The sequence below is a fragment of the Pelagibacterium sp. 26DY04 genome (genome assembly GCF_031202305.1).
Lineage (GTDB): Bacteria > Pseudomonadota > Alphaproteobacteria > Rhizobiales > Devosiaceae > Pelagibacterium.
In genome coordinates, this window is sequence record NZ_CP101731.1 from 3235959 (window position 1) to 3253842 (window position 17884).

Annotated in this window: 20 protein-coding genes; 9 read left to right on the forward strand and 11 right to left on the reverse strand. The window is 64.2% G+C overall.

Annotated elements, in window-relative coordinates; translation table 11 throughout:
* The first annotated feature begins 107 nt into the window (after positions 1–107).
* The 3 genes from NO932_RS15995 to NO932_RS16005 all read left to right on the forward strand — a co-directional run bounded on the left by NO932_RS15995 (position 108) and on the right by NO932_RS16005 (position 1655).
* Positions 108–533 (forward strand): hypothetical protein, encoded by a 426-nt coding sequence (locus NO932_RS15995; protein ID WP_309159996.1) that lies wholly within the window; start codon positions 108–110, stop codon positions 531–533.
* Positions 534–657: 124 nt separating this feature from the next.
* Positions 658–1035, forward strand: a complete 378-nt coding sequence (locus NO932_RS16000) for a VOC family protein (protein ID WP_309208329.1) — start codon at positions 658–660, stop codon at positions 1033–1035.
* A gap of 83 nt (positions 1036–1118) precedes the next feature.
* Positions 1119–1655 (forward strand): dihydrofolate reductase family protein, encoded by a 537-nt coding sequence (locus NO932_RS16005; RefSeq protein ID WP_309208330.1) that lies wholly within the window; start codon positions 1119–1121, stop codon positions 1653–1655.
* Here NO932_RS16005 and arsH read toward each other — a convergent pair.
* From arsH to NO932_RS16035, 6 genes are all read right to left on the reverse strand, one after another.
* The gene (gene arsH, locus NO932_RS16010) at positions 1652–2395 is read right to left on the reverse strand and encodes an arsenical resistance protein ArsH (protein WP_309208332.1); all 744 of its coding nucleotides are present in this window, start codon (positions 2393–2395) and stop codon (positions 1652–1654) included. The genes NO932_RS16005 and arsH overlap by 4 nt on opposite strands.
* The gene (gene arsC, locus NO932_RS16015; protein WP_309208334.1) at positions 2352–2774 is read right to left on the reverse strand and encodes an arsenate reductase (glutaredoxin); all 423 of its coding nucleotides are present in this window, start codon (positions 2772–2774) and stop codon (positions 2352–2354) included. Before arsC ends, arsH begins: the two co-directional genes overlap by 44 nt.
* Entirely contained in the window at positions 2771–3832 is a 1062-nt protein-coding gene (gene arsB, locus NO932_RS16020; protein WP_309208335.1) for an ACR3 family arsenite efflux transporter, read from the reverse strand. The genes arsC and arsB overlap by 4 nt, the downstream gene beginning before the upstream one ends.
* The gene (locus tag NO932_RS16025; RefSeq protein WP_309208336.1) at positions 3832–4359 is read right to left on the reverse strand and encodes an arsenate reductase ArsC; all 528 of its coding nucleotides are present in this window, start codon (positions 4357–4359) and stop codon (positions 3832–3834) included. The genes arsB and NO932_RS16025 overlap by 1 nt, the downstream gene beginning before the upstream one ends.
* Complete coding sequence (locus NO932_RS16030) at positions 4352–4708, reverse strand: metalloregulator ArsR/SmtB family transcription factor (RefSeq protein ID WP_309211070.1); 357 nt, start codon at positions 4706–4708, stop codon at positions 4352–4354. The genes NO932_RS16025 and NO932_RS16030 overlap by 8 nt, the downstream gene beginning before the upstream one ends.
* Before the next feature lie 70 nt (positions 4709–4778).
* A complete protein-coding gene (locus NO932_RS16035; RefSeq protein WP_309208338.1) occupies positions 4779–6368 on the reverse strand; it encodes an L-aspartate oxidase in 1590 nt (529 codons plus the stop codon).
* A gap of 135 nt (positions 6369–6503) precedes the next feature.
* On the opposite strand from NO932_RS16035, the gene NO932_RS16040 reads away from it, so the two are divergent.
* Together NO932_RS16040 and NO932_RS16045 are read left to right on the forward strand one after the other, a co-directional pair.
* Positions 6504–7451, forward strand: coding sequence for a DUF5996 family protein (locus NO932_RS16040; protein ID WP_309208339.1), 948 nt, complete (start codon positions 6504–6506; stop codon positions 7449–7451).
* A 121-nt stretch (positions 7452–7572) separates the two neighbouring features.
* On the forward strand, positions 7573–7857 hold the full coding sequence (locus tag NO932_RS16045; protein ID WP_309159984.1) for a GNAT family N-acetyltransferase: 285 nt from the start codon (positions 7573–7575) through the stop codon (positions 7855–7857).
* Positions 7858–7864: 7 nt separating this feature from the next.
* On the opposite strand, the gene nadA is transcribed toward NO932_RS16045, so the two are convergent.
* Entirely contained in the window at positions 7865–8932 is a 1068-nt protein-coding gene (gene nadA, locus NO932_RS16050) for a quinolinate synthase NadA (RefSeq protein WP_309208340.1), read from the reverse strand.
* A 142-nt stretch (positions 8933–9074) separates the two neighbouring features.
* On the opposite strand from nadA, the gene eda reads away from it, so the two are divergent.
* From eda to modB, 4 genes are all read left to right on the forward strand, one after another.
* Positions 9075–9710 (forward strand): bifunctional 4-hydroxy-2-oxoglutarate aldolase/2-dehydro-3-deoxy-phosphogluconate aldolase, encoded by a 636-nt coding sequence (gene eda / locus NO932_RS16055; RefSeq protein ID WP_309208342.1) that lies wholly within the window; start codon positions 9075–9077, stop codon positions 9708–9710.
* Positions 9711–10079: a winged helix-turn-helix domain-containing protein gene (locus NO932_RS16060; RefSeq protein WP_309208344.1), complete on the forward strand. Its 369-nt coding sequence runs from the start codon at positions 9711–9713 to the stop codon at positions 10077–10079.
* Between the two features lie 74 nt (positions 10080–10153).
* Positions 10154–10879 (forward strand): molybdate ABC transporter substrate-binding protein, encoded by a 726-nt coding sequence (modA, locus tag NO932_RS16065; RefSeq protein ID WP_309208346.1) that lies wholly within the window; start codon positions 10154–10156, stop codon positions 10877–10879.
* Positions 10876–11559 carry a molybdate ABC transporter permease subunit gene (modB, locus tag NO932_RS16070; protein WP_309208347.1) on the forward strand — a complete coding sequence of 228 codons (684 nt, stop codon included), beginning with the start codon at positions 10876–10878 and terminating at the stop codon, positions 11557–11559. The genes modA and modB overlap by 4 nt, the downstream gene beginning before the upstream one ends.
* Positions 11560–11945: 386 nt before the next feature.
* On the opposite strand, the gene NO932_RS16075 is transcribed toward modB, so the two are convergent.
* From NO932_RS16075 to NO932_RS16090, 4 genes are all read right to left on the reverse strand, one after another.
* Positions 11946–13289 (reverse strand): MFS transporter, encoded by a 1344-nt coding sequence (locus NO932_RS16075; protein WP_309208348.1) that lies wholly within the window; start codon positions 13287–13289, stop codon positions 11946–11948.
* A gap of 191 nt (positions 13290–13480) precedes the next feature.
* Positions 13481–14050 carry a hypothetical protein gene (locus tag NO932_RS16080; RefSeq protein WP_309208349.1) on the reverse strand — a complete coding sequence of 190 codons (570 nt, stop codon included), beginning with the start codon at positions 14048–14050 and terminating at the stop codon, positions 13481–13483.
* A gap of 73 nt (positions 14051–14123) precedes the next feature.
* Entirely contained in the window at positions 14124–15080 is a 957-nt protein-coding gene (locus NO932_RS16085; RefSeq protein WP_309208350.1) for a carbohydrate kinase, read from the reverse strand.
* Positions 15081–15329: 249 nt separating this feature from the next.
* On the reverse strand, positions 15330–17780 hold the full coding sequence (locus tag NO932_RS16090; RefSeq protein ID WP_309208352.1) for a heavy metal translocating P-type ATPase: 2451 nt from the start codon (positions 17778–17780) through the stop codon (positions 15330–15332).
* Positions 17781–17884: the final 104 nt, after the last annotated feature.

A 17884-nucleotide genomic window follows, 5' to 3' on the forward strand; every position in this document is an offset into this window, starting at 1 on the left:
ACCAGCATTATAGCGCCCCGGGAGCGCGGACAAGCATGCGGCACCCGATTAACTTTCCTTCCAAAGGCGATTCGACGGAAGGGCCGGTTTTGGCTAGATCAGTATCCATGTCCAAATCCGCCGCCGGCTCGACGCTCTACCGCCTGATCGAAGCGGGCCATCTGGCCCGGCAGGCCCTGCTTGCCCCCTTGGCGGCGCGGGGCCTGGAAGCAGGCGACGACGCCGTGCTGCTCGGGCTCTCTGATCCGGCCGGCGTGACGACTGAGGCGCTGCTGGAATTCACCGGCCTTTCGCCCGAACAGCTCGACGCGCGGCTGGCCCGGCTCGAGGGCCGCGACCTCCTGCTGCGGTTGGCCGTGGGACCGGAAATGGAGCCCGGCGCCCGGCTGAGCCAGCAAGGTCACGCCATGCGCCAAGCGATCGAGGAGCACTGGGCGTCGCTGGAGGACACCATCGCCCAGGAACTGGGCGACAAACGCCACCGGCATCTGCGCAAGGGGCTGCGGCGGATCGTGGAGATGCTGGGGACTTAGGGCCACGGCGGTTCTTCTGGCGGTGCTTGCTGGATTCCGGGAACAAGTTCCGGCCCGCACATCCCTTTTTAAGGAACCCTGCGGACTACCCGCTGTTATCGGGCAGAGACAAGCGGAGGGTGTGATGATCCATCATGTTCCGATCGGGACCAATGACGTGGAACGCTCCAAGAGGTTCTATGACACCGTGTTGCCCATCCTTGGCATAGAACTGATGGCCCACGACGAGGGCGGGCTGGGCTATGGGAGCGGAACCTTCCATTTCAGCGTTCAGGTGCCGATCGACGGGGAACCGGCCACGGTCGGAAATGGCACGCACATCGCCTTTGCCGTGGAAGACCGCGCAATGGTCGAGCGCTTTTACACCGTGGCACTCGAGAACGGCGGCAGCGACGATGGGGCGCCGGGGCTGCGGCCGGAATATGATGGCAATTACTATGCGGCGTTCGTCCGCGACCCGGACGGTCACAAGATCGAAGCGGTGACCTATTCGGCAAAATAGCGCTGGCCGGATGTGCGGGCGGTCCGATTGAAGCTGGTCTGATTTGAGCGTAGGTTCCAGCCTCGGAGGTTGGAGGACGCCCGATGGCCAAGTTCGTCTTTGCATTGAACCAGTCGCTGGATGGCTATGTCGACCATATGGCCTTCGGGCCCGACGCCGTGCTTTTCCGCCATTTCATCGACGACGTGCGCGGCCTTGCCGGCAGTTTGCACGGCCGCCGTATGTATGAGACGATGCGCTATTGGGACGATGACCGGCCAGAATGGGACGAAGCCGAACGCGAATATGCGGCGGCATGGCGAAACCAGCCCAAATGGGTGGTGTCGCGCTCATTGACCTCGGTGGGCCCCAACGCAACGCTTATCGGGAGCGACATCGAGGCGGAGATACGCGAACTCAAGGCGCAACGGGACGGCGTGATCGAAGTCGCGGGGCCGCAATTGGCGGGCAGCCTCACCGAACTGGGGCTGATCGACGAATATCGGATCTACCTCCACCCGGTCGTGCTCGGCAGCGGCAAGCCCTTCTTCACCGGCCCGCGCCCGCCCTTGCATCTCGTCGCGAGCGACCGGATCGGTGCGGACGTCATCAGGCTGACCTACGTTCCGGCCCAGAGCTAGAGAGATTTGAGTTCGCGCCGTTCCTCCAGTTCGGCAGCCGCTTGCTTGCGCTCGCTGTAGCGGGAGGTGAGATAGCCCGCTATGCCGCGATTGATGAGCGTGAACTTCACAAGCTCTTCCATGACATCGACCACGCGATCGTAGAACGATGACGGTTTCATCCGGCCGTCGGGCTCGAACTCCTGCCACGCCTTGGCAACCGATGACTGGTTGGGAATGGCGACCATCCGCATCCAGCGGCCCAGAATGCGCATTTGATTGACGGCGTTGAACGATTGCGACCCGCCCGAGACCTGCATCAGGGCCAGCGTGCGCCCCTGGGTCGGCCGGATGGCGCCGCCCGGAAGGGGTATCCAGTCGATCTGCGCCTTCATGACCGCCGACATGGCGCCATGACGTTCGGGACTGGTCCAGACCTGCCCTTCGGACCACAGCATGGCCTCCCGCAGCTCCTTGACCTTGGGGTGATCATCGGGAGCATCGTTGGGCAAGGGCAGCCCATTGGCGTGAAAGACGCGGACCTCCGCGCCGAACGCCTCCAACAGCCGCTGGCCTTCATAGGTCAGCAGCCTGCTGTAGGACCGCTCGCGCAAGGACCCGTAGAGCATCAGGATGCGGGGCTTGTGCTCGATGCCTGGAGCGGTGAGGCGGGCCATGTCGGGAATTTCGAAGGCGGCGGGCGCGACGTTGGGTAGATCAGGCAACGCGCTTTCCTTCGGCGTCGATGACCACCTCGCCATCCTCCTTGGTGAACGGGCCGATATCGGGATTTTCGAGGATGTCGAGCACGGCCTCCGAAGGGCGGCAGAGCCTGGTGCCCAGGGGCGTTACCACGAAGGGGCGGTTCAAAAGGATCGGATGGGCCTCGATGGCGTCGAGCAGTTCGTCATCGGATTTTGCCGGATCGGCGAGCCCGAGTTCGTCAAAGGGCGTGCCCTTCTGGCGCAGCGCCTCGCGCACGGTGAGGCCGGCATCGGCGACGAGCTTTACGATCGTTGCGCGGTCGGGCGGGGTCGTAAGGTATTCGACCACGGTGGGCTCGATGCCGGACTGTCGGATCATCGCCAGCGTGTTGCGCGAGGTGCCGCAGGCGGGGTTGTGATAGATGGTGACGCTCATTGGGCAGCCTCGGTTTGGGTGTTCTGGCGCACGGCGGCGCCGCGTTCGTACCAGCCTTGCGAGCGGTTGACGATCCAGACCACCGAGAGCATGACCGGCACTTCGACCAGGACGCCCACCACCGTGGCGAGCGCCGCGCCCGAGTTGAAGCCGAAAAGGCTGATGGCGGCGGCGACCGCCAGCTCGAAGAAATTGGACGCCCCGATCAGCGCCGAAGGGCCGGCGACGCAGTGCTGCTCCCCCGATACCCGGTTGAGGAAATAAGCCAGGCCCGAATTGAGATAGACCTGGATGAGGATCGGAACCGCCAGCAGCAAGATGACGGTGGGCTGAGCGATGATCTGCTCGCCCTGAAAGCCGAACAGCATGATCAGCGTCAACAGCAGGGAGGCGATCGAGATCGGCTGCAGTACGGCAAGGGCCCGGTTCATGGCGTCGATGCCGCCATTGGCGAGCAGCCAGCGCCGGTAAAGCTGGGCGGCGATCACCGGCACGACGATATAGAGCCCCACCGAGAGCAGCAGCGTGTCCCACGGCACCGTAATGGCCGAGAGCCCGAGCAGCAGACCCACGATGGGGGCGAAGGCGACGACCATGATCGCATCGTTGAGCGCCACCTGACTCAGCGTGAAATGAGGCTCGCCCCGGGTAAGGTTCGACCACACGAAGACCATGGCGGTGCAGGGCGCGGCGGCGAGGATGATGAGACCGGCGATATAGCTCTCGATCTGCGCCTCGGGCAGCAACGGGCGGAACAGCCAGCCGATGAACAGCCAGCCCAGGAGCCCCATGGAGAAAGGCTTGACCGCCCAATTGACAAAGAGCGTCACCCCGATGCCGCGCCAATAGGTCCCCACCTTGCGCAGGCTCAGAAAATCGATGCGGACCAGCATGGGGATGATCATCAGCCAGATGAGCACCGCCATGGGCAGGTTGACCTCTGCATATTCGAAGGCGCCCAATGCCTGAAAGGCACCGGGGAAGAAGTGTCCGGCGGCAACGCCCAGAACGATGCAGATGGCGACCCAGAGGGTGAGGTAACGTTCAAAGACCGACATCAGGCGGCCCCCTTGCCCGAGCCGGTGGCCCCGTCCATGGCGCCGATGCCCTGCAGCTTGGAGGTGAGGGCCATCCGGTCGATGGAGGCGAGCGGGAGGCTCATGAAGGCGGCGATGCGGTTGCGCAGATAGAGAAGCGCATCCTCGAAAGCGGTTTCCTGCTTGAAGGCGGGACCATGGACAGCCGCCGGATCCTCGATGCCCCAATGGGCGGTCATAGGCTGGCCGGGCCACACGGGGCACGCTTCGCCGGCGGCATTGTCGCAAACGGTGAAGACGAAATCCATCTTCGGCGCATCGGGGGCCGCGAACTCGTCCCATGTCTTTGAACGCAGGCCCTCGGTGGGAACGCCGGCCTTCTCGAGGGTGGCGATGGTCAAAGGATGAATATCGCCCTTCGGCGTGGACCCGGCCGAATAGGCGCGGAAGCGGCCCTGGCCCACATGGTTCATCAGGGCCTCTCCCATGATGGAGCGGGCGGAGTTTCCGGTGCACAGGAACAGGACGTTATAAACGGGGTCAGACATGGCTCGCCTCCTTTGGAGCGCAGCAGGGGGTGAATTCGGCGATGAGGGGCTCGCACAGTTCAGGTCGGCCGCCGCAGCAATCCTGGACCAGAAAGCTGGCGAGCTCGCGGACGCGATCGACGACGGCGCGGTAGACGATCGAGCGGCTGTGGCGCTCGGATTCGATCAGTCCGGCGCGCGAAAGGATTGCCAGGTGCGTGGACATGGTGTTCTGGGGAATGTCGAGGCGGCGGGCGATCTCGCCGGCCGGCAGGCCCTCGGGCTCATGAGTCATGAGCAGGCGGAAAGCGTCCAGCCGCGTGGGCTGGGAGAGGGCGGCGAAAACATCGATGGCGGCGGTTTGTTCCATATATCGAGCAATATCGATATATGGCGTGTTGGTCAAGCGGCAATGGTTGCCCTGCCGCTCGTGCTTGCGATCAAGCCTGTGCCCGGATCGCACGCGCCTCCACGAGGGTCATTTCGGTATGGGTTTGCCAATCGGCACTGGTGTGGGGGAAATCGGTGCGGAAATGTCCGCCGCGGCTTTCGGTTCGCTTGAGGGCGGCGGCGGTGACCAGGGTGGCCGAGGAGATCATGTTGAGATAGGCGCGGGTGACTTCCAGCGCTGTCTCCTCCAGTTCGAGGAGCGTGCGCAGAGCGCGCTTCAAGCCCTCCGCATCGCGTTCGACGCCCACATCGGCGCTCATCGTGGCGCGGAGATCCTTCACGGCCTCGAGATTGCGCAGCACCTCCTCGGCGCGGGCGCCTTTTTCCGCGTCCCAGGCGATGCCGCCGAAATCGGGGAGCGGGCGGCGCTGGGGTTCGAGGCCGGAGATGTCCTCGGCGATGCGGGCGCCATAGACGATGGCTTCGAGCAGCGAATTGGACGCGAGCCGATTGGCGCCGTGCAGGCCCGTGCACGAGGCTTCGCCGCAGACCCAGAGGCCGGGAAGCGAGGAGCGGCCATCCTCGTCCACCTTGACCCCGCCCATGTGGTAATGGGCGGCCGGAGTAACCGGGATGGGCTGGGTGACCGGGTCGATGCCGGCGGCGTGGCAATATTGGGCGACGGTCGGGTAAGCAGTGAGGATTTTTTCGCCCAGCGCCTCTCGCGTATCGAGAAAGACTTTGCGGCCCGATTTGATCTGCCGGAAATTGGCGCGGGCGACGATGTCGCGCGGGGCGAGTTCGGCATCCGGGTGGATGGCCTGCATGAAGCGCTCGCCGGAATCGTTGATAAGGACCGCGCCCTCGCCGCGCAGGGCTTCGGTGGCCAGCGGGGCCGGATCGCGGCCGGTGAGGATGGCCGTGGGGTGGAACTGGACGAATTCGGGATCGGCGATGATCGCCCCGGCGCGGGCCGCCATGCCCATGGCATGACCGCGCACGGACGGTGGATTGGTGGTTGTCGCATAAAGCCCGCCCAGCCCGCCGGCGGCGAGCACGGTGGCGCGGGCGCGGATGAAGACCGGCTCCACATAGCGATCGCCCAGCCGGCGGCAGAAGACGCCGACGATACGGCCTTCGGCATGGGCGAGATCGACCGCGGTGATGCCTTCGAGGACGCGGATGGAGGGGGTTTGCCGCACCCTGGCGATGATCGCCTGCATAATGGCGTGGCCCGCCCGGTCGCCCGAGACGCGCACCACGCGATGGGCCGAATGGGCCGCCTCGCGCGAGAGGACGAACTGGCCCAGCGCGTCACGATCGAAAGGGGTGCCCCAATCGGCAAGATCGTCGATGCGGGCGGCGGCTTCGGCGGTAACGGATTCGGCGACGCCGTGATCCACGATCCCCGCGCCGGCCATTTCGGTATCGAGCGCATGGGCGAGGGGCGTATCGCCCTGCCCCACGGCGGCGGCGACGCCACCTTGCGCCCAGGCGGAAGAGGCGCCCGAGCCGAGCGGCATGGGCGAGAGGACGGTGACCGGGCGCGGGGCGAGTTTGAGCGCGCAAAAGAGCCCCGCAAGGCCCGCGCCGACGATCACCACGCCCTCGGCGTTGAAAACGTTGTCGAAGATGTCCATGGGCCTCCCCCGCTCGGGAGGCAGGTTTAGGAGCCGTGCCGCCCCTTGGCAAGCGGCCGGCGGTTGCCCGGCCATTGCCGGACCCGAGCAAGGCGTGCAAACTGCCACCTCACGCCACAAAAGGTCATCCCCACAATGACGCGACAAAGCCTCCAATGGCCCGCCATTCCGTTTGCGCAATGGCGGGAAACCTGCGCAGCGCTGCACCTTTACAGCCAGATCGTCGGCAAGTACCGGCTGGCGCGGACCCCATGGGTCAATCATTCCTGGCACGCCACGCTCTATGTCAACGCGCGGGGGCTGAGCACCGGCATGATCTGCGACGGACCGTCCGGAGGCGTCGAAATCGCCTTCGATTTGGTCGACCATGCGGTTATCGCCACAGCGGCCGATGGCGTCACCGCGCGGTTTGCGCTCGAGCCCATGACGGTCGCCGACTTCCATAGGCGCTTTATCGATCTGCTCGAACAAATCGGCGCCACCACCCGGTTCGATGGCAGTCCCAACGAGATCCCCGATCCGGTGCCCTTCGTCCAGGACACACGGTCAAGGCCCTATGACGCCGATGCCGTGCGGCGGTTCTTTGGGGCGCTGGTCCAGATCGATCGGGTGATGCGCCAGTTCCGCACGAGCTTTCTGGGCAAGGTCAGCCCCGTGCATCTGTTCTGGGGCAGTTTCGACATGGCCGTGACCCGGTTTTCGGGGCGGGACGCGCCGCGCCATCCAGGCGGCATTCCCGCCCTGCCCGATGCCGTGACCCACGAGGCTTACAGCCACCAGGTCTCCTCTGCCGGGTTCTGGCCCGGTGGCGGCGGCATCGAGGACGAGGCTTTTTATTCCTACGCCTATCCAGTGCCCGAGGGCTTCAAGGACCAGCCGGTTTTGCCCGATGCCGCCTATTTCCACGAGGGCTTAGGCGAATTCATCCTGCCCTATGAGGCCGTGCGCACCGCATCCGACCCCGACGCCACCCTGCTCGAATTTTTCCAATCCACCTATGACGCGGCAGCGACACTGGGCGATTGGGATCGGGCCAACCTCGAATGCCATCCCGGAGTGCCGCTGAGGCCTCGGGCCGTTTAGAGCGTGTCCAGCAAAAGTGGAAACGGTTTTGCGGTTCGGACACGCGACAAAAACAAAGACTTAGAGTCATTGAAGCGATTCGAAGAAAAGCTGAAATGCTGTAATAAAGGAGCATCAGACCATGAACGACGTCACGATCCAGCACGAGGACAACGGCAGCAAGGGGCGCTATTTCATCGCCATCGACGGCGCGGAAGCGGAAATGACCTATACCAAGGTCGGCAACACCCAGATCATCATCGACCACACCCATGTGGCCGATGCGCTGCGGGGCCGCCATCTCGGCGAAGCGCTGGTTCTGCGCGCCGTCGAGGACGCGCGGGCCGCAGGCAAGCGCATCATCCCGCTTTGCCCGTTCGCCAAGGCCCAGATCGAAAAACACGCCGAATGGCAGGACGTGCTCTGAGCCGAACCTAGCTCCGGCTGGTGGAATAGGCGATCATGCGCTCGACCGAAGCGCGAGCCGGATCCATCAGCTCGGGGGCGATGGTGACCTCCTCGGTGCCGGTGTGCAGGCTCCAGAGGATGTTTTCGAGGTTGATGCGCTTCATGTGCGGGCAGATATTGCAGCCTCTGAGGAACGAGACGCCCTCGGTTTCGGCGGCGACATTGTCGCTCATCGAGCATTCTGTGACCATCACCACCCGTTCGGGCTTCTGGCTGCGCACCCAATCGATCATCCCCGAGGTCGAGCCGGCGAAATCGACGGCGTCGATCACCTCGGGCGGGCATTCGGGGTGGGCGATGATCTTGGCGCCCGGATAGGCCGAGCGCAGTTCGGCGATATCGTCGGCGGTGAAGGTTTCGTGCACCTCGCAGGCGCCGGCCCAGGTGACGATCTTCTTCTTTGTCTTTTTCGCCGTGTTCTTGGCCAGGTACTGGTCGGGGATCATGATGACCGTATCTCCCTCGACCGCTTCCACGATCTGAAGCGCGTTCGACGAAGTGCAGCACACATCGGTGACCGCTTTGACCGCCGCCGAGGAATTGACGTAGGTGACCACCGGCACGTTCGGATATTGCGCCTTCATCGAAAGCACGTCGGCGGCGGTGATCGAGGAGGCGAGCGAACAGCCGGCGCGGCTGTCGGGGATCAACACCCGCTTTGTAGGATTGAGCAGCTTGGATGTCTCGGCCATGAAATGGACGCCGCACTGGACGATGGTTTCGGCCTCGACCCGGGTGGCCTCGATGGCGAGCTGCAGGCTGTCGCCCACGATATCGGCGACCCCGTAATAGATCTGCGGCGTCTGGTAATTATGGGCGAGGATGACGGCGTTCTTCTCGCGCTTGAGCTTATTGATCTGGAAGATAAGCGGCGCATAGAACGGCCATTCGACCTCGGGAATGCGGTCCTTGACCTTTTCGAACACCGGCCGGGTGTGCTTTTCGATCGCCTTGGAGAATTTGAGGTCGAATTCGGCGGCAAGCACCGCGCGCGCATCCTCGATGGGCGTGATGGCGTTGATCTGCTGGAGCATAGGAGGCATCCCCGCGCATTGTCGCGTGTCGCGTGTCGCGGCTCGCCGGCCGCGGGGGATGACTTAGGGAGTTTTGGTTCCCAATTCAATAAAGCCCGTGTTAGAGCACAGGCAGCATTGGCAAGAACCTATGGAGGACGACATGGAGCAAGATGCCGAAAAGCTTGGAACAATCCTTTCGGCGGCGCCTGTGGTCCCGGTGATTATTCATGACGATGTCGCAACCGCCCGCAACCTTGCCGAGGCGCTGGTAGCCGGTGGGCTGGTCAATATCGAAGTGACGCTGCGCACGCCCAATGCATTGAAGGTCATCGAGGAGATGGCCAAGGTCGATGGCGCCGTTGTGGGTTCGGGAACCGTGCGCAAGAAGGACGACATGAAGGCCTCCGCCAATGCCGGCTGCCAATTCATGGTATCGCCCGGTGCGCCGGTCAAACTCCTCGAAGACGCCGAGGATATCGGCGTGCCGCTGCTGCCGGGGATCGCCTCGCCCACCGAAGCCATGGCCGCTTCGCTTCTGGGCTATACCTACCTCAAATTCTTCCCCGCCGAAGCCATGGGCGGGGCTGCGGTGCTCAAGGCCTTTGCCTCGCCGCTGCCGGACATCAAATTCTGCCCCACGGGCGGGATCGATATGGAAAAGGCCAAGGGGTATCTCAAGCTCCCCAACGTCATCTGCGTGGGCGGCTCCTGGACCGTGCCGGCCGATGCCATCGCGGCCAAGGATTTCGACACCATCCGCACGCTGGCGGCGGACGCGGCCAAGCTCTCGGCGTAAATGAGGCGCCCTGTCCCCGCTTCGGGCCTGGGGCACCTTCGCGTGGTGCTCGACGAGGGGTTCTATATGGGACCGGGGCGGGCCGACCTGCTCGCCGGGATCGAGGCGACCGGCTCGATCAGCGCGGCGGGCAAGGCCATGGGCATGAGCTACAAACGCGCCTGGAGCCTGGTGCAGGCGCTCAATGACGGCTTCGGCAGTCCGCTGATCGAAACCAGCCGGGGCGGTTCGGGCCAGGGCGGCGCGAGCTTGACCGAGGCCGGGCGCGAGGTTCTGGCGCGGTATCGCGCGATGGAGCAAAAGACCGCAACCGCGATCGCCGGGGATATTGAAGCGCTCAAGAAGCTGCGCGGCGAGCCGTCAGGCTGAACATATCGGTTGTTCGACGGCGCCTGGCGTGCAAAGCTCGATATGTTTTGGCAAACATATCGAAGGGACGCTTCATGCGCCTGCCGCTTTTCGCCTTCGCTCTCGCTCTTGCCTTTCCGGCCCATGCGCAGGATGCGCAGATCGCAATTGCCGCCAATTTCACGGCGGCGGTCGAACAATTGCGAGCGGCCTTTGCCGAGGAGACCGGGCAGGAAGTGGGATTTTCCTTTGGCGCGACGGGACAGCTTTACGCGCAGATAACCCAAGGCGCCCCCTTCGATGCGTTCCTATCCGCCGATGCGGCAACGCCGGCCCGGCTGCTCGAGGAGGGGCTGGCGGTCGAGGGATCGGGGTTTACTTATGCCGTCGGGCAATTGGTGCTGTTTTCCACCGATCCGGAGCGGGTGACCGGCCCCGAGAGCCTTGAGGGCGATTTCGCCCGGCTCGCCATCGCCGAACCGGCGGCGGCGCCCTATGGCGCGGCGGCGGCGGAGGTGATCGAAGCTCTGGGGCTGACAGAGGCGCTCGCCGATCGGCTGGTGATCGGCCAGAACATTTCCCAGACCTACCAGTTCGTCGATACCTCCAATGCCGAGCTGGGGTTCGTGGCGCTCTCGCAGGTGATCGGGCGCGAGGATGGATCGCGCTGGGTGGTGGATGCGGAGCTTTATACGCCGATCACCCAGGACGCGGTGCTGCTGACCGACAATGAAGTGGCCGCCGATTTCCTCGACTTTATAAAGACCTCCGAGGCGGCGCACGAAATCATCGCCTCTTACGGCTACGGGTTCGCGGAGTGAACCTGCTCTCCGACATCTGGCCGGCGGTGCGGCTCACGCTCGCCCTGGCCGCGACGACGACGGTGATCCTGCTGATCGTCGGAACGCCCATCGCCTGGTGGCTGGCCCGGTCGCGCTCGCGCTGGACGGTGGTGGTCAATGCGCTCGTCGCCCTGCCGCTCGTGCTGCCGCCCACGGTGCTGGGGTTCTACCTGCTGATCCTTTTGGGCGTGAATGGGCCGGGCGGCTGGCTCGCCCCGCTCTGGGGCGCGCGGACGCTGGCGTTCACCTTTCCGGGGCTGGTCATCGGCTCGGTGTTCTATTCCCTGCCCTTCGTCGTCCAGCCGCTGCGCAATGCGTTCATCGCCATCGGCGAAGACCCCATCGAGGCGGCCCATACGCTGGGGGCGAGCCCGATGCAGACCTTCCTGCGCGTCGCCCTGCCCCTGGCCCGGCCCGGATATCTGACCGCAACCGTGCTGGGCTTTGCCCATACGGTGGGCGAGTTCGGGGTGGTGATGATGATCGGGGGCAACATACCGGGACAGACAAAGGTGCTGTCCATCGCGATTTTCGACTATGTCGAGCAGCTCAGATGGACCGAGGCGCATATCATCGCGGCCGGTCTGCTGGTCTTCGCGTTCGTGACGCTGGCCATCACCATGGGGGTGGATCGAAGGATTGCGCGGGTGCAGCCATAGCCCCCTCACCGCGTCGCCGTTCTTCCCTTCCATCATCCTCTCCTTCGTTATTGTCAGGCTTGACCCGACAACCCGAAACGCTGCCGAGGGTGCGGAAGGAGTTTGAAGGACACATTTCTTCTCAGCTCGTGGGAGCCTTGCGGGTCCCCGGATCAAGTCCGGAGACGAAGACGACGAGGTGGAAAGGCAGTGCCATGGGGGCTTCTGGACAGCATTTCGGCAAGAACTGTAAGGCCGCCCAACGAGCCCCCCTTCTCCCCTGGTGGGAGAAGGGTAGCTTTTGGCGAGCGTTTCAGCAGAAGCGCAAGCGCTACCAAGAGAGCCCCCCTCTCCCCTTGAGGGAGAGGGGATGGGGGTGAGGGGTGCGCTGAGCTTGCCTGGAGCCCCTAAGCCGGCGTCGGCCCCTCGGCCGAACCGACTTCCGCCTCGGGCCGGCCGGCATAGAAGGCCGAGAGCTGGCGGTAGGGGCGGGAGTTGAGCGCGATGATGGTGACGAGGACGCCCACCAGCCCCGCGACTGTAAAGACCAGCGCGATACCCCGATCCGGGCCGGTGCCGAACCAGTCGCCGATGGTATCGGCGCCCGCGCCATCGGTCATGAACGGGATGACCACGAACTGGGTATAGGGGCCGATGAGAAAGGCGGTGAGCGGAGAAGCCGCCTGTTCCACCGATTGCGCAAAGCCGAACACGCGCCCCTGGCGTTCGAGGGGGACCACCTTTTGCAGCGTGGTGTGTTCGGCAGCTTCCGCATAAGGGCCAAAGAACATCCAGATGAAACAGCCCCCGACCAAAAGCCAGAGCGAGGGCTGGATGGTGAAAAAGCAGCAGGTGGTCCAGACGATGAGATTGACCAAAAGCAGTGTCTTCAATGGATTCTTGCCCAACCCGGTGCGCGAAATGATGATGCCCGAGGCGATAAAGGCGGTGGACAGCACGCCGAACAGCAGGCCCCAGATCTCGACCGAGACCAGCGACAGGCCATAGGCGTCGAGCAGCGCCATGAAGATGCCACCCAAAAAATTGTTGAAGGTGGCAAAAAAGATCAGCGCGAAAAGCCCCGGCACGGCGGCGATCACGGCGATGGTGCCGGCGATATCGACCCGCTTGGGCTCGGACGGTTGCCCGTCGACGGGCACCGGGCGTCCTTCGTTGAGGCGCAGGAAGAACAGGTGGAAAAACACCACCACCGTGGCGGCAAGGGCGAGCAGCAGCACCAGATACATGCCGCCCCAGGCGACCAGGAACCCCGAGATCACCGAAGTGGTCAGAAACCCGATGCCCGTGACCATGCCGACCAAACCGTTGGCCTTGTCGCGCTCGTCTTCCGGCATCAGGATAGTGACGATGGTGGGCAGCGCGATCGAGCGGATATTGCCGGCGATCACCCCCAGCATCACGATGAGGACGAACACCCAGAGATAGGCGCTGAAAGCGTCCGAGAACGCGCCCTCGGGCTCGAGCAGCACCATGGCGATGGCAGCGAGGTAGAAGACGAACGAAACAAGGCTCGACCCCATCATCGCCAGGCGTTTCGAATTATGATCGACAATGGCGCCCAGCCAGATGCCGAAGGCGGCAGTGAACACCAGGAAGATGCCGGCCACCATGCCGGTGGCGAACACCGACTGGGTCTCGATGAAGATCCAGAAGGTTATGGCGAACCAGACGGTAAAATTGGTCACGTTGGCAACAAGGTTGTTGCCCAGAATCTGGTGAAAGGGGCTCATGGTCCGGTCCTTTGCGAGGCGCGAGCCTAATCCGCGCCGTTCTAGCAGGCAATCGCGATTATTTTACGACTCGAAACCGGATGGCTGGCCCGGTTCGAGCCAAGGACGGACGAGGGATGGGGATGCCGACAGGGGTATTGAAAATTTCCGGATCGGCGGCAATCCGGGTGAGGGGCCTGCCCCGCCTGCCGCTACCCGGCCGGAACAAGGTCGCTGACCGATTCCTCGACCATCGGCTGGTCGGAACCGCAGGTGAAGGTTTCGGCCAATTGATCGGCGGCTTGCCGGGCGCGCTGGTTGGCGCCTTCGGTCTGGGCGTCGATATAGGCCACCGCGCACGCGCCGCCGCCATCGGGTTGGCCGACGCGGGAGACCACGAGCACTTCCCGGCTCCAATTGCCCTCGATGTCGGCGAGGAACCAGCGCTGGATGGCGGCGACGGGGATTTCGATATCGCGGTCGATCCGCACCCGCCATTCGACCGTGCCATTGGCGTAGTTGAAGGGCGAGAAGGTCGACATGCCGGATTCCGTGGCAAAGCCGTAGGTGACCGATTCACGCCCATCGGTGTAACGGATGACGAAGGGATAGCCGGCATAGCCCGGACAGACATAATCGGCCCAATCCCCCTCCCCGTCCAGCGAGCGGCCGATGACGCTGCAATCGGCTTCGACGTCATATTCGGTATATTCGCTGACCGCCTGCCCCATGGCCGGAGCCGCGGCGAAGGACAGGGCGAGGGCGGCGAAGAGGGCTTTCATGGCGCGAGAATCCTTGTGCGGCGGGTTCGATCTGCCAATATCGTTGCCTGCCAATCCGGCAGCAATATGGGGCTCAGATGCGGGCCAGCGCCGCCTCGACCTCGGCGCGGGTGGGCGGGTTGCAGCCGATATGGCCGCAATTGAGCCCGGCGGTGACGGCGCCGAAGGTAAGGACGGCTTCCAGCGCGTCGGCATCCAGAGTGCCGATCCTGTCCTTTTCCAGCGCGCCGCGATCGGAGAGCGCGGTGAGAATACCGGCCATGAGACTGTCGCCTGCCCCAACGGTATCGCCGAACTTTTCCGGACGATGGACCGAAGCGCGGGCCTGGCCGGAAGCGGTAAAGGCGCGCGAACCGTCCTCGCCCAGGGTGACGACGACCAGTTCGACATTGGGGCGGGCGAGCAGATCTTGCGCGTGCTCGTCAACAGACTTGCCCGGATCGAGAGCGGCGAGATCCTCGTCAGAAACCTTAACGATATGGGCGAGATCGAGGAAGGCGCCCAGCCGTTTCTTGTAACCGGCGAAATCGGAGATCAGCGAGGGGCGGACATTGGGGTCGATGGAGAGCACCGCGCCGCGTTGGGCGACGGATTTGACCACGTCGAGCCAGATTTCAGCATCGTCGGGCTCGATGGGGAGGAAACCGCCGATCTGGAAGAGATCGATCTTTTCCGGCAGCGCAGCGAGGAGCTTTTTGCGGGAGATGTCGCGCTCGGCCGTGCCCTGGCGGTAGAAGGCATAGGCGGGAAGGCCCTTGGCGTTGCGCGTGACCACCGCAAGCGTCGTGTTGCAGTCCGAACGCTGTTTGACCAGCGGAACGACGCCGGCTTTTTCCAGCGGCCCCATCAGCAGATCGCCGAAGGTGTCGCGGGAGATGGGGCAGAGGAAACCGGCGGATTGACCGAGCTTGGCAAGGGCAATGGCACAATTGTAGGGGGAGCCGCCCTGGTGAGCGCCCATCTCCAGCGGGCCATCGCTGCGCGGCTTGGCGACCAGATCGATAAGGCTTTCCCCCGCGACAACGAACATATGCACCCTCCCCGTCCAACGCGTCGGCGCTTTTCTATATGCTCGCCGGGCATTCGCCAAGGTGCTGGGCGGATGCTTGGCAGGGCCGCGACGATGGTTCTTTTCGCAAGCGCTGCGCCCCCTCATCCGACCGCTTCGCGGCCACCTTCTCCCCAGCGGGGCGAAGGAAAGCTTGGCGCAGGCGCTTCCGCAAGTTCCTCCCTCTCCCCGTTGGGGTGAGGGGCGCTGAGGTAGCCGGGTTATCCGCCGCTAGAGTTTGATCCCCCGCAACCGTAGCGCATTTCCAATAACCGAGACCGAGGAGAGCGACATCGCGGCGGCGGCGAGCATGGGGGAGAGGAGGACGCCGAACACCGGGAACAGGACGCCCGCCGCGATCGGCACCCCGGCCGTGTTGTAGGCGAAGGCGAAGAACAGGTTCTGCTTGATGTTTTTGAGCGTCGCGTGGGCGAGCTTGCGGGCCCGGACGATGCCGTTCAATTCCCCGCCCACCAAGGTGATGCCGGCGCTTTCCATGGCGACGTCGGCGCCGGTGCCCATGGCAATGCCCACATCGGCGGCGGCCAGCGCCGGGCCGTCATTGATGCCGTCGCCAGCCATGGCGACCGTCTTGCCCTGCGCCTTGAGGCGCTTGACCAGTTCCAGCTTGTCCTCGGGCATCACCTGGGCAAAGACCTGGTCGATCCCCAATTGCCGCGCCACGGCGTTCGCCGTGCCTTCGGCATCGCCCGTGGCCATGACGATCCTGATGCCATCGGCGTGCAGCGCATCGAGCGCGGCTTTCGCTTCGGACTTGATGGGATCGGCAACGCCGATGACCCCGATCACGGCCTTGCCGCGAACCAGATACATGGCGGTCTGACCGGCATCGATCCGGGCCTGGGCGGCTGTGCGCAGGGCGTCCGAGAGCGTTGCGCCCATCGTATCGAGAAGACGCAGATTGCCCAGCGCGACCGGTTCCCCATCGTCGGTGCCCGAAATGCCCATGCCGGTGTGGGACGTGAAATTCTCGATCCGCCGCCCCGAAACGCCCTTTTCGTTGGCGCCGGCGACAATGGCCTCGGCGAGTGGATGGGCCGAGCCCTGTTCGAGACCCGAGGCCAGGGCAAGCAGTTCGGCTTCGGAAACGCCATCGACCCTATCGACGCCGACCAGTTTCGGCTTGCCCATGGTGAGCGTGCCGGTCTTGTCGACGATCAGGGTGTCGACGCGGGCCAGGGTCTCCAGCGCCCGGGCCTCGCGCACCAGGACGCCGGCCTGGGCGCCACGGCCGGTGGCGACCATGACCGACATGGGCGTGGCAAGCCCCAGCGCACAGGGACAGGCGATGATCAGCACCGAAACGGCGGCGATCAGCGCATAAACCATGGCCGGCTCGGGCCCGAAGATCGACCAGATGATGAAGGCGACGATGGCGACCACCACCACGGTGGGCACGAAATATTGCGCGACCTTGTCGGCCAGCGCCTGGATGGGCGCGCGGGTGCGCTGGGCCTTGGCGACCATCTCGACGATTCGCGAGAGCTTGGTGGCCGCGCCCACCGCGTCGGCGCGCATCAGGAACGTGCCGTTTCCGTTGAGCGTACCGCCGGTGACGGGATCGCCGACCGCCTTTTCAACCGGGAGCGGTTCGCCGGTGAGCATGGATTCGTCAATTCCCGACGCGCCCTCGATCACCTCGCCATCGACCGGGACCGCATCACCGGGACGGACGCGCAGGATGTCGCCGGATTTGACGTTTTCGAGCGGGACATCGTGCTCGTGGCCATCATGGACCACGCGGGCGGTTTTCGGCGCGAGATCGAGCAGCGCGCGCAGGGCCGAACCGGTCTGCTCGCGGGCTTTGAGTTCAAGCACCTGGCCGGCAAAGACCAGGGTGATGATCACCGCGGCGGCCTCGAAATAGACCGGGACCGACCCGCCCATATGCCGGAAGCTCATGGGGAAGATGTTGGGAAAGATCGTCGCGACGACCGAGAACGCATAGGCCGCGCCCACGCCCATGCCGATCAGCGTCCACATATTGGGGCTACGGTTTTTGAGCGAGGACCAGAAGCGCTTGAAGAACGGCGCGGCGGCCCAGACGACGATGGGGGTAGCCAGAATCAGTTCGGCCCATTTGGCCGTGGCTTCCCCGATCCAGTCGCGCACCGGCAGCCCCACCATCGGGCCCATGGCGATCAGAAGGATCGGCACCGTGAGAGCCGCCGAAACCTTGAGGCGGAAGGAGAAATCCACGAGCTCGGGATTGGGGCCCGAATCGGCGGCCGGCACGCCCATGGGCTCGAGCGCCATGCCGCAGAGCGGGCAATCTCCCGGATGATCCTCTACGATTTCCGGGTGCATGGGGCAGGTATAGAGCGTGCCTTCGGGCATGGGCTCGGGCGCCGGTCGGTCCCCGAGATAGGCGGCGGGATCGGCTTCGAACTTCTCCTGGCAGCGGGCCGAGCAGAAATAGAATTTTTCGCCCGCATGCTTGCTCATGAATTTGGCGTTGGAGCGATCGACATCCATGCCGCAGACCGGGTCCTTGGCGATCAGATACGCCTCGGGATCGGCGGCGAACTTGTCCTTGCAGCCCGGATTGCAGAAGTGGAATTCGTGCCCGCCATGGCTCGCGTGATGCTTGACGGTGGCCGGGTCCACGCTCATGCCGCAGACGGGATCGCGGGTGATGGTGGCGGGGCTGGATGCGGACATGGATATGCCTTTGGTCGGTCGAGTTTCTTTCATCGTCACTTTACGATGAAAGGCGGAAAACGGCAACCTTTGTCTGTTCCACCCGTTTTTCCCTGGTTGATTTG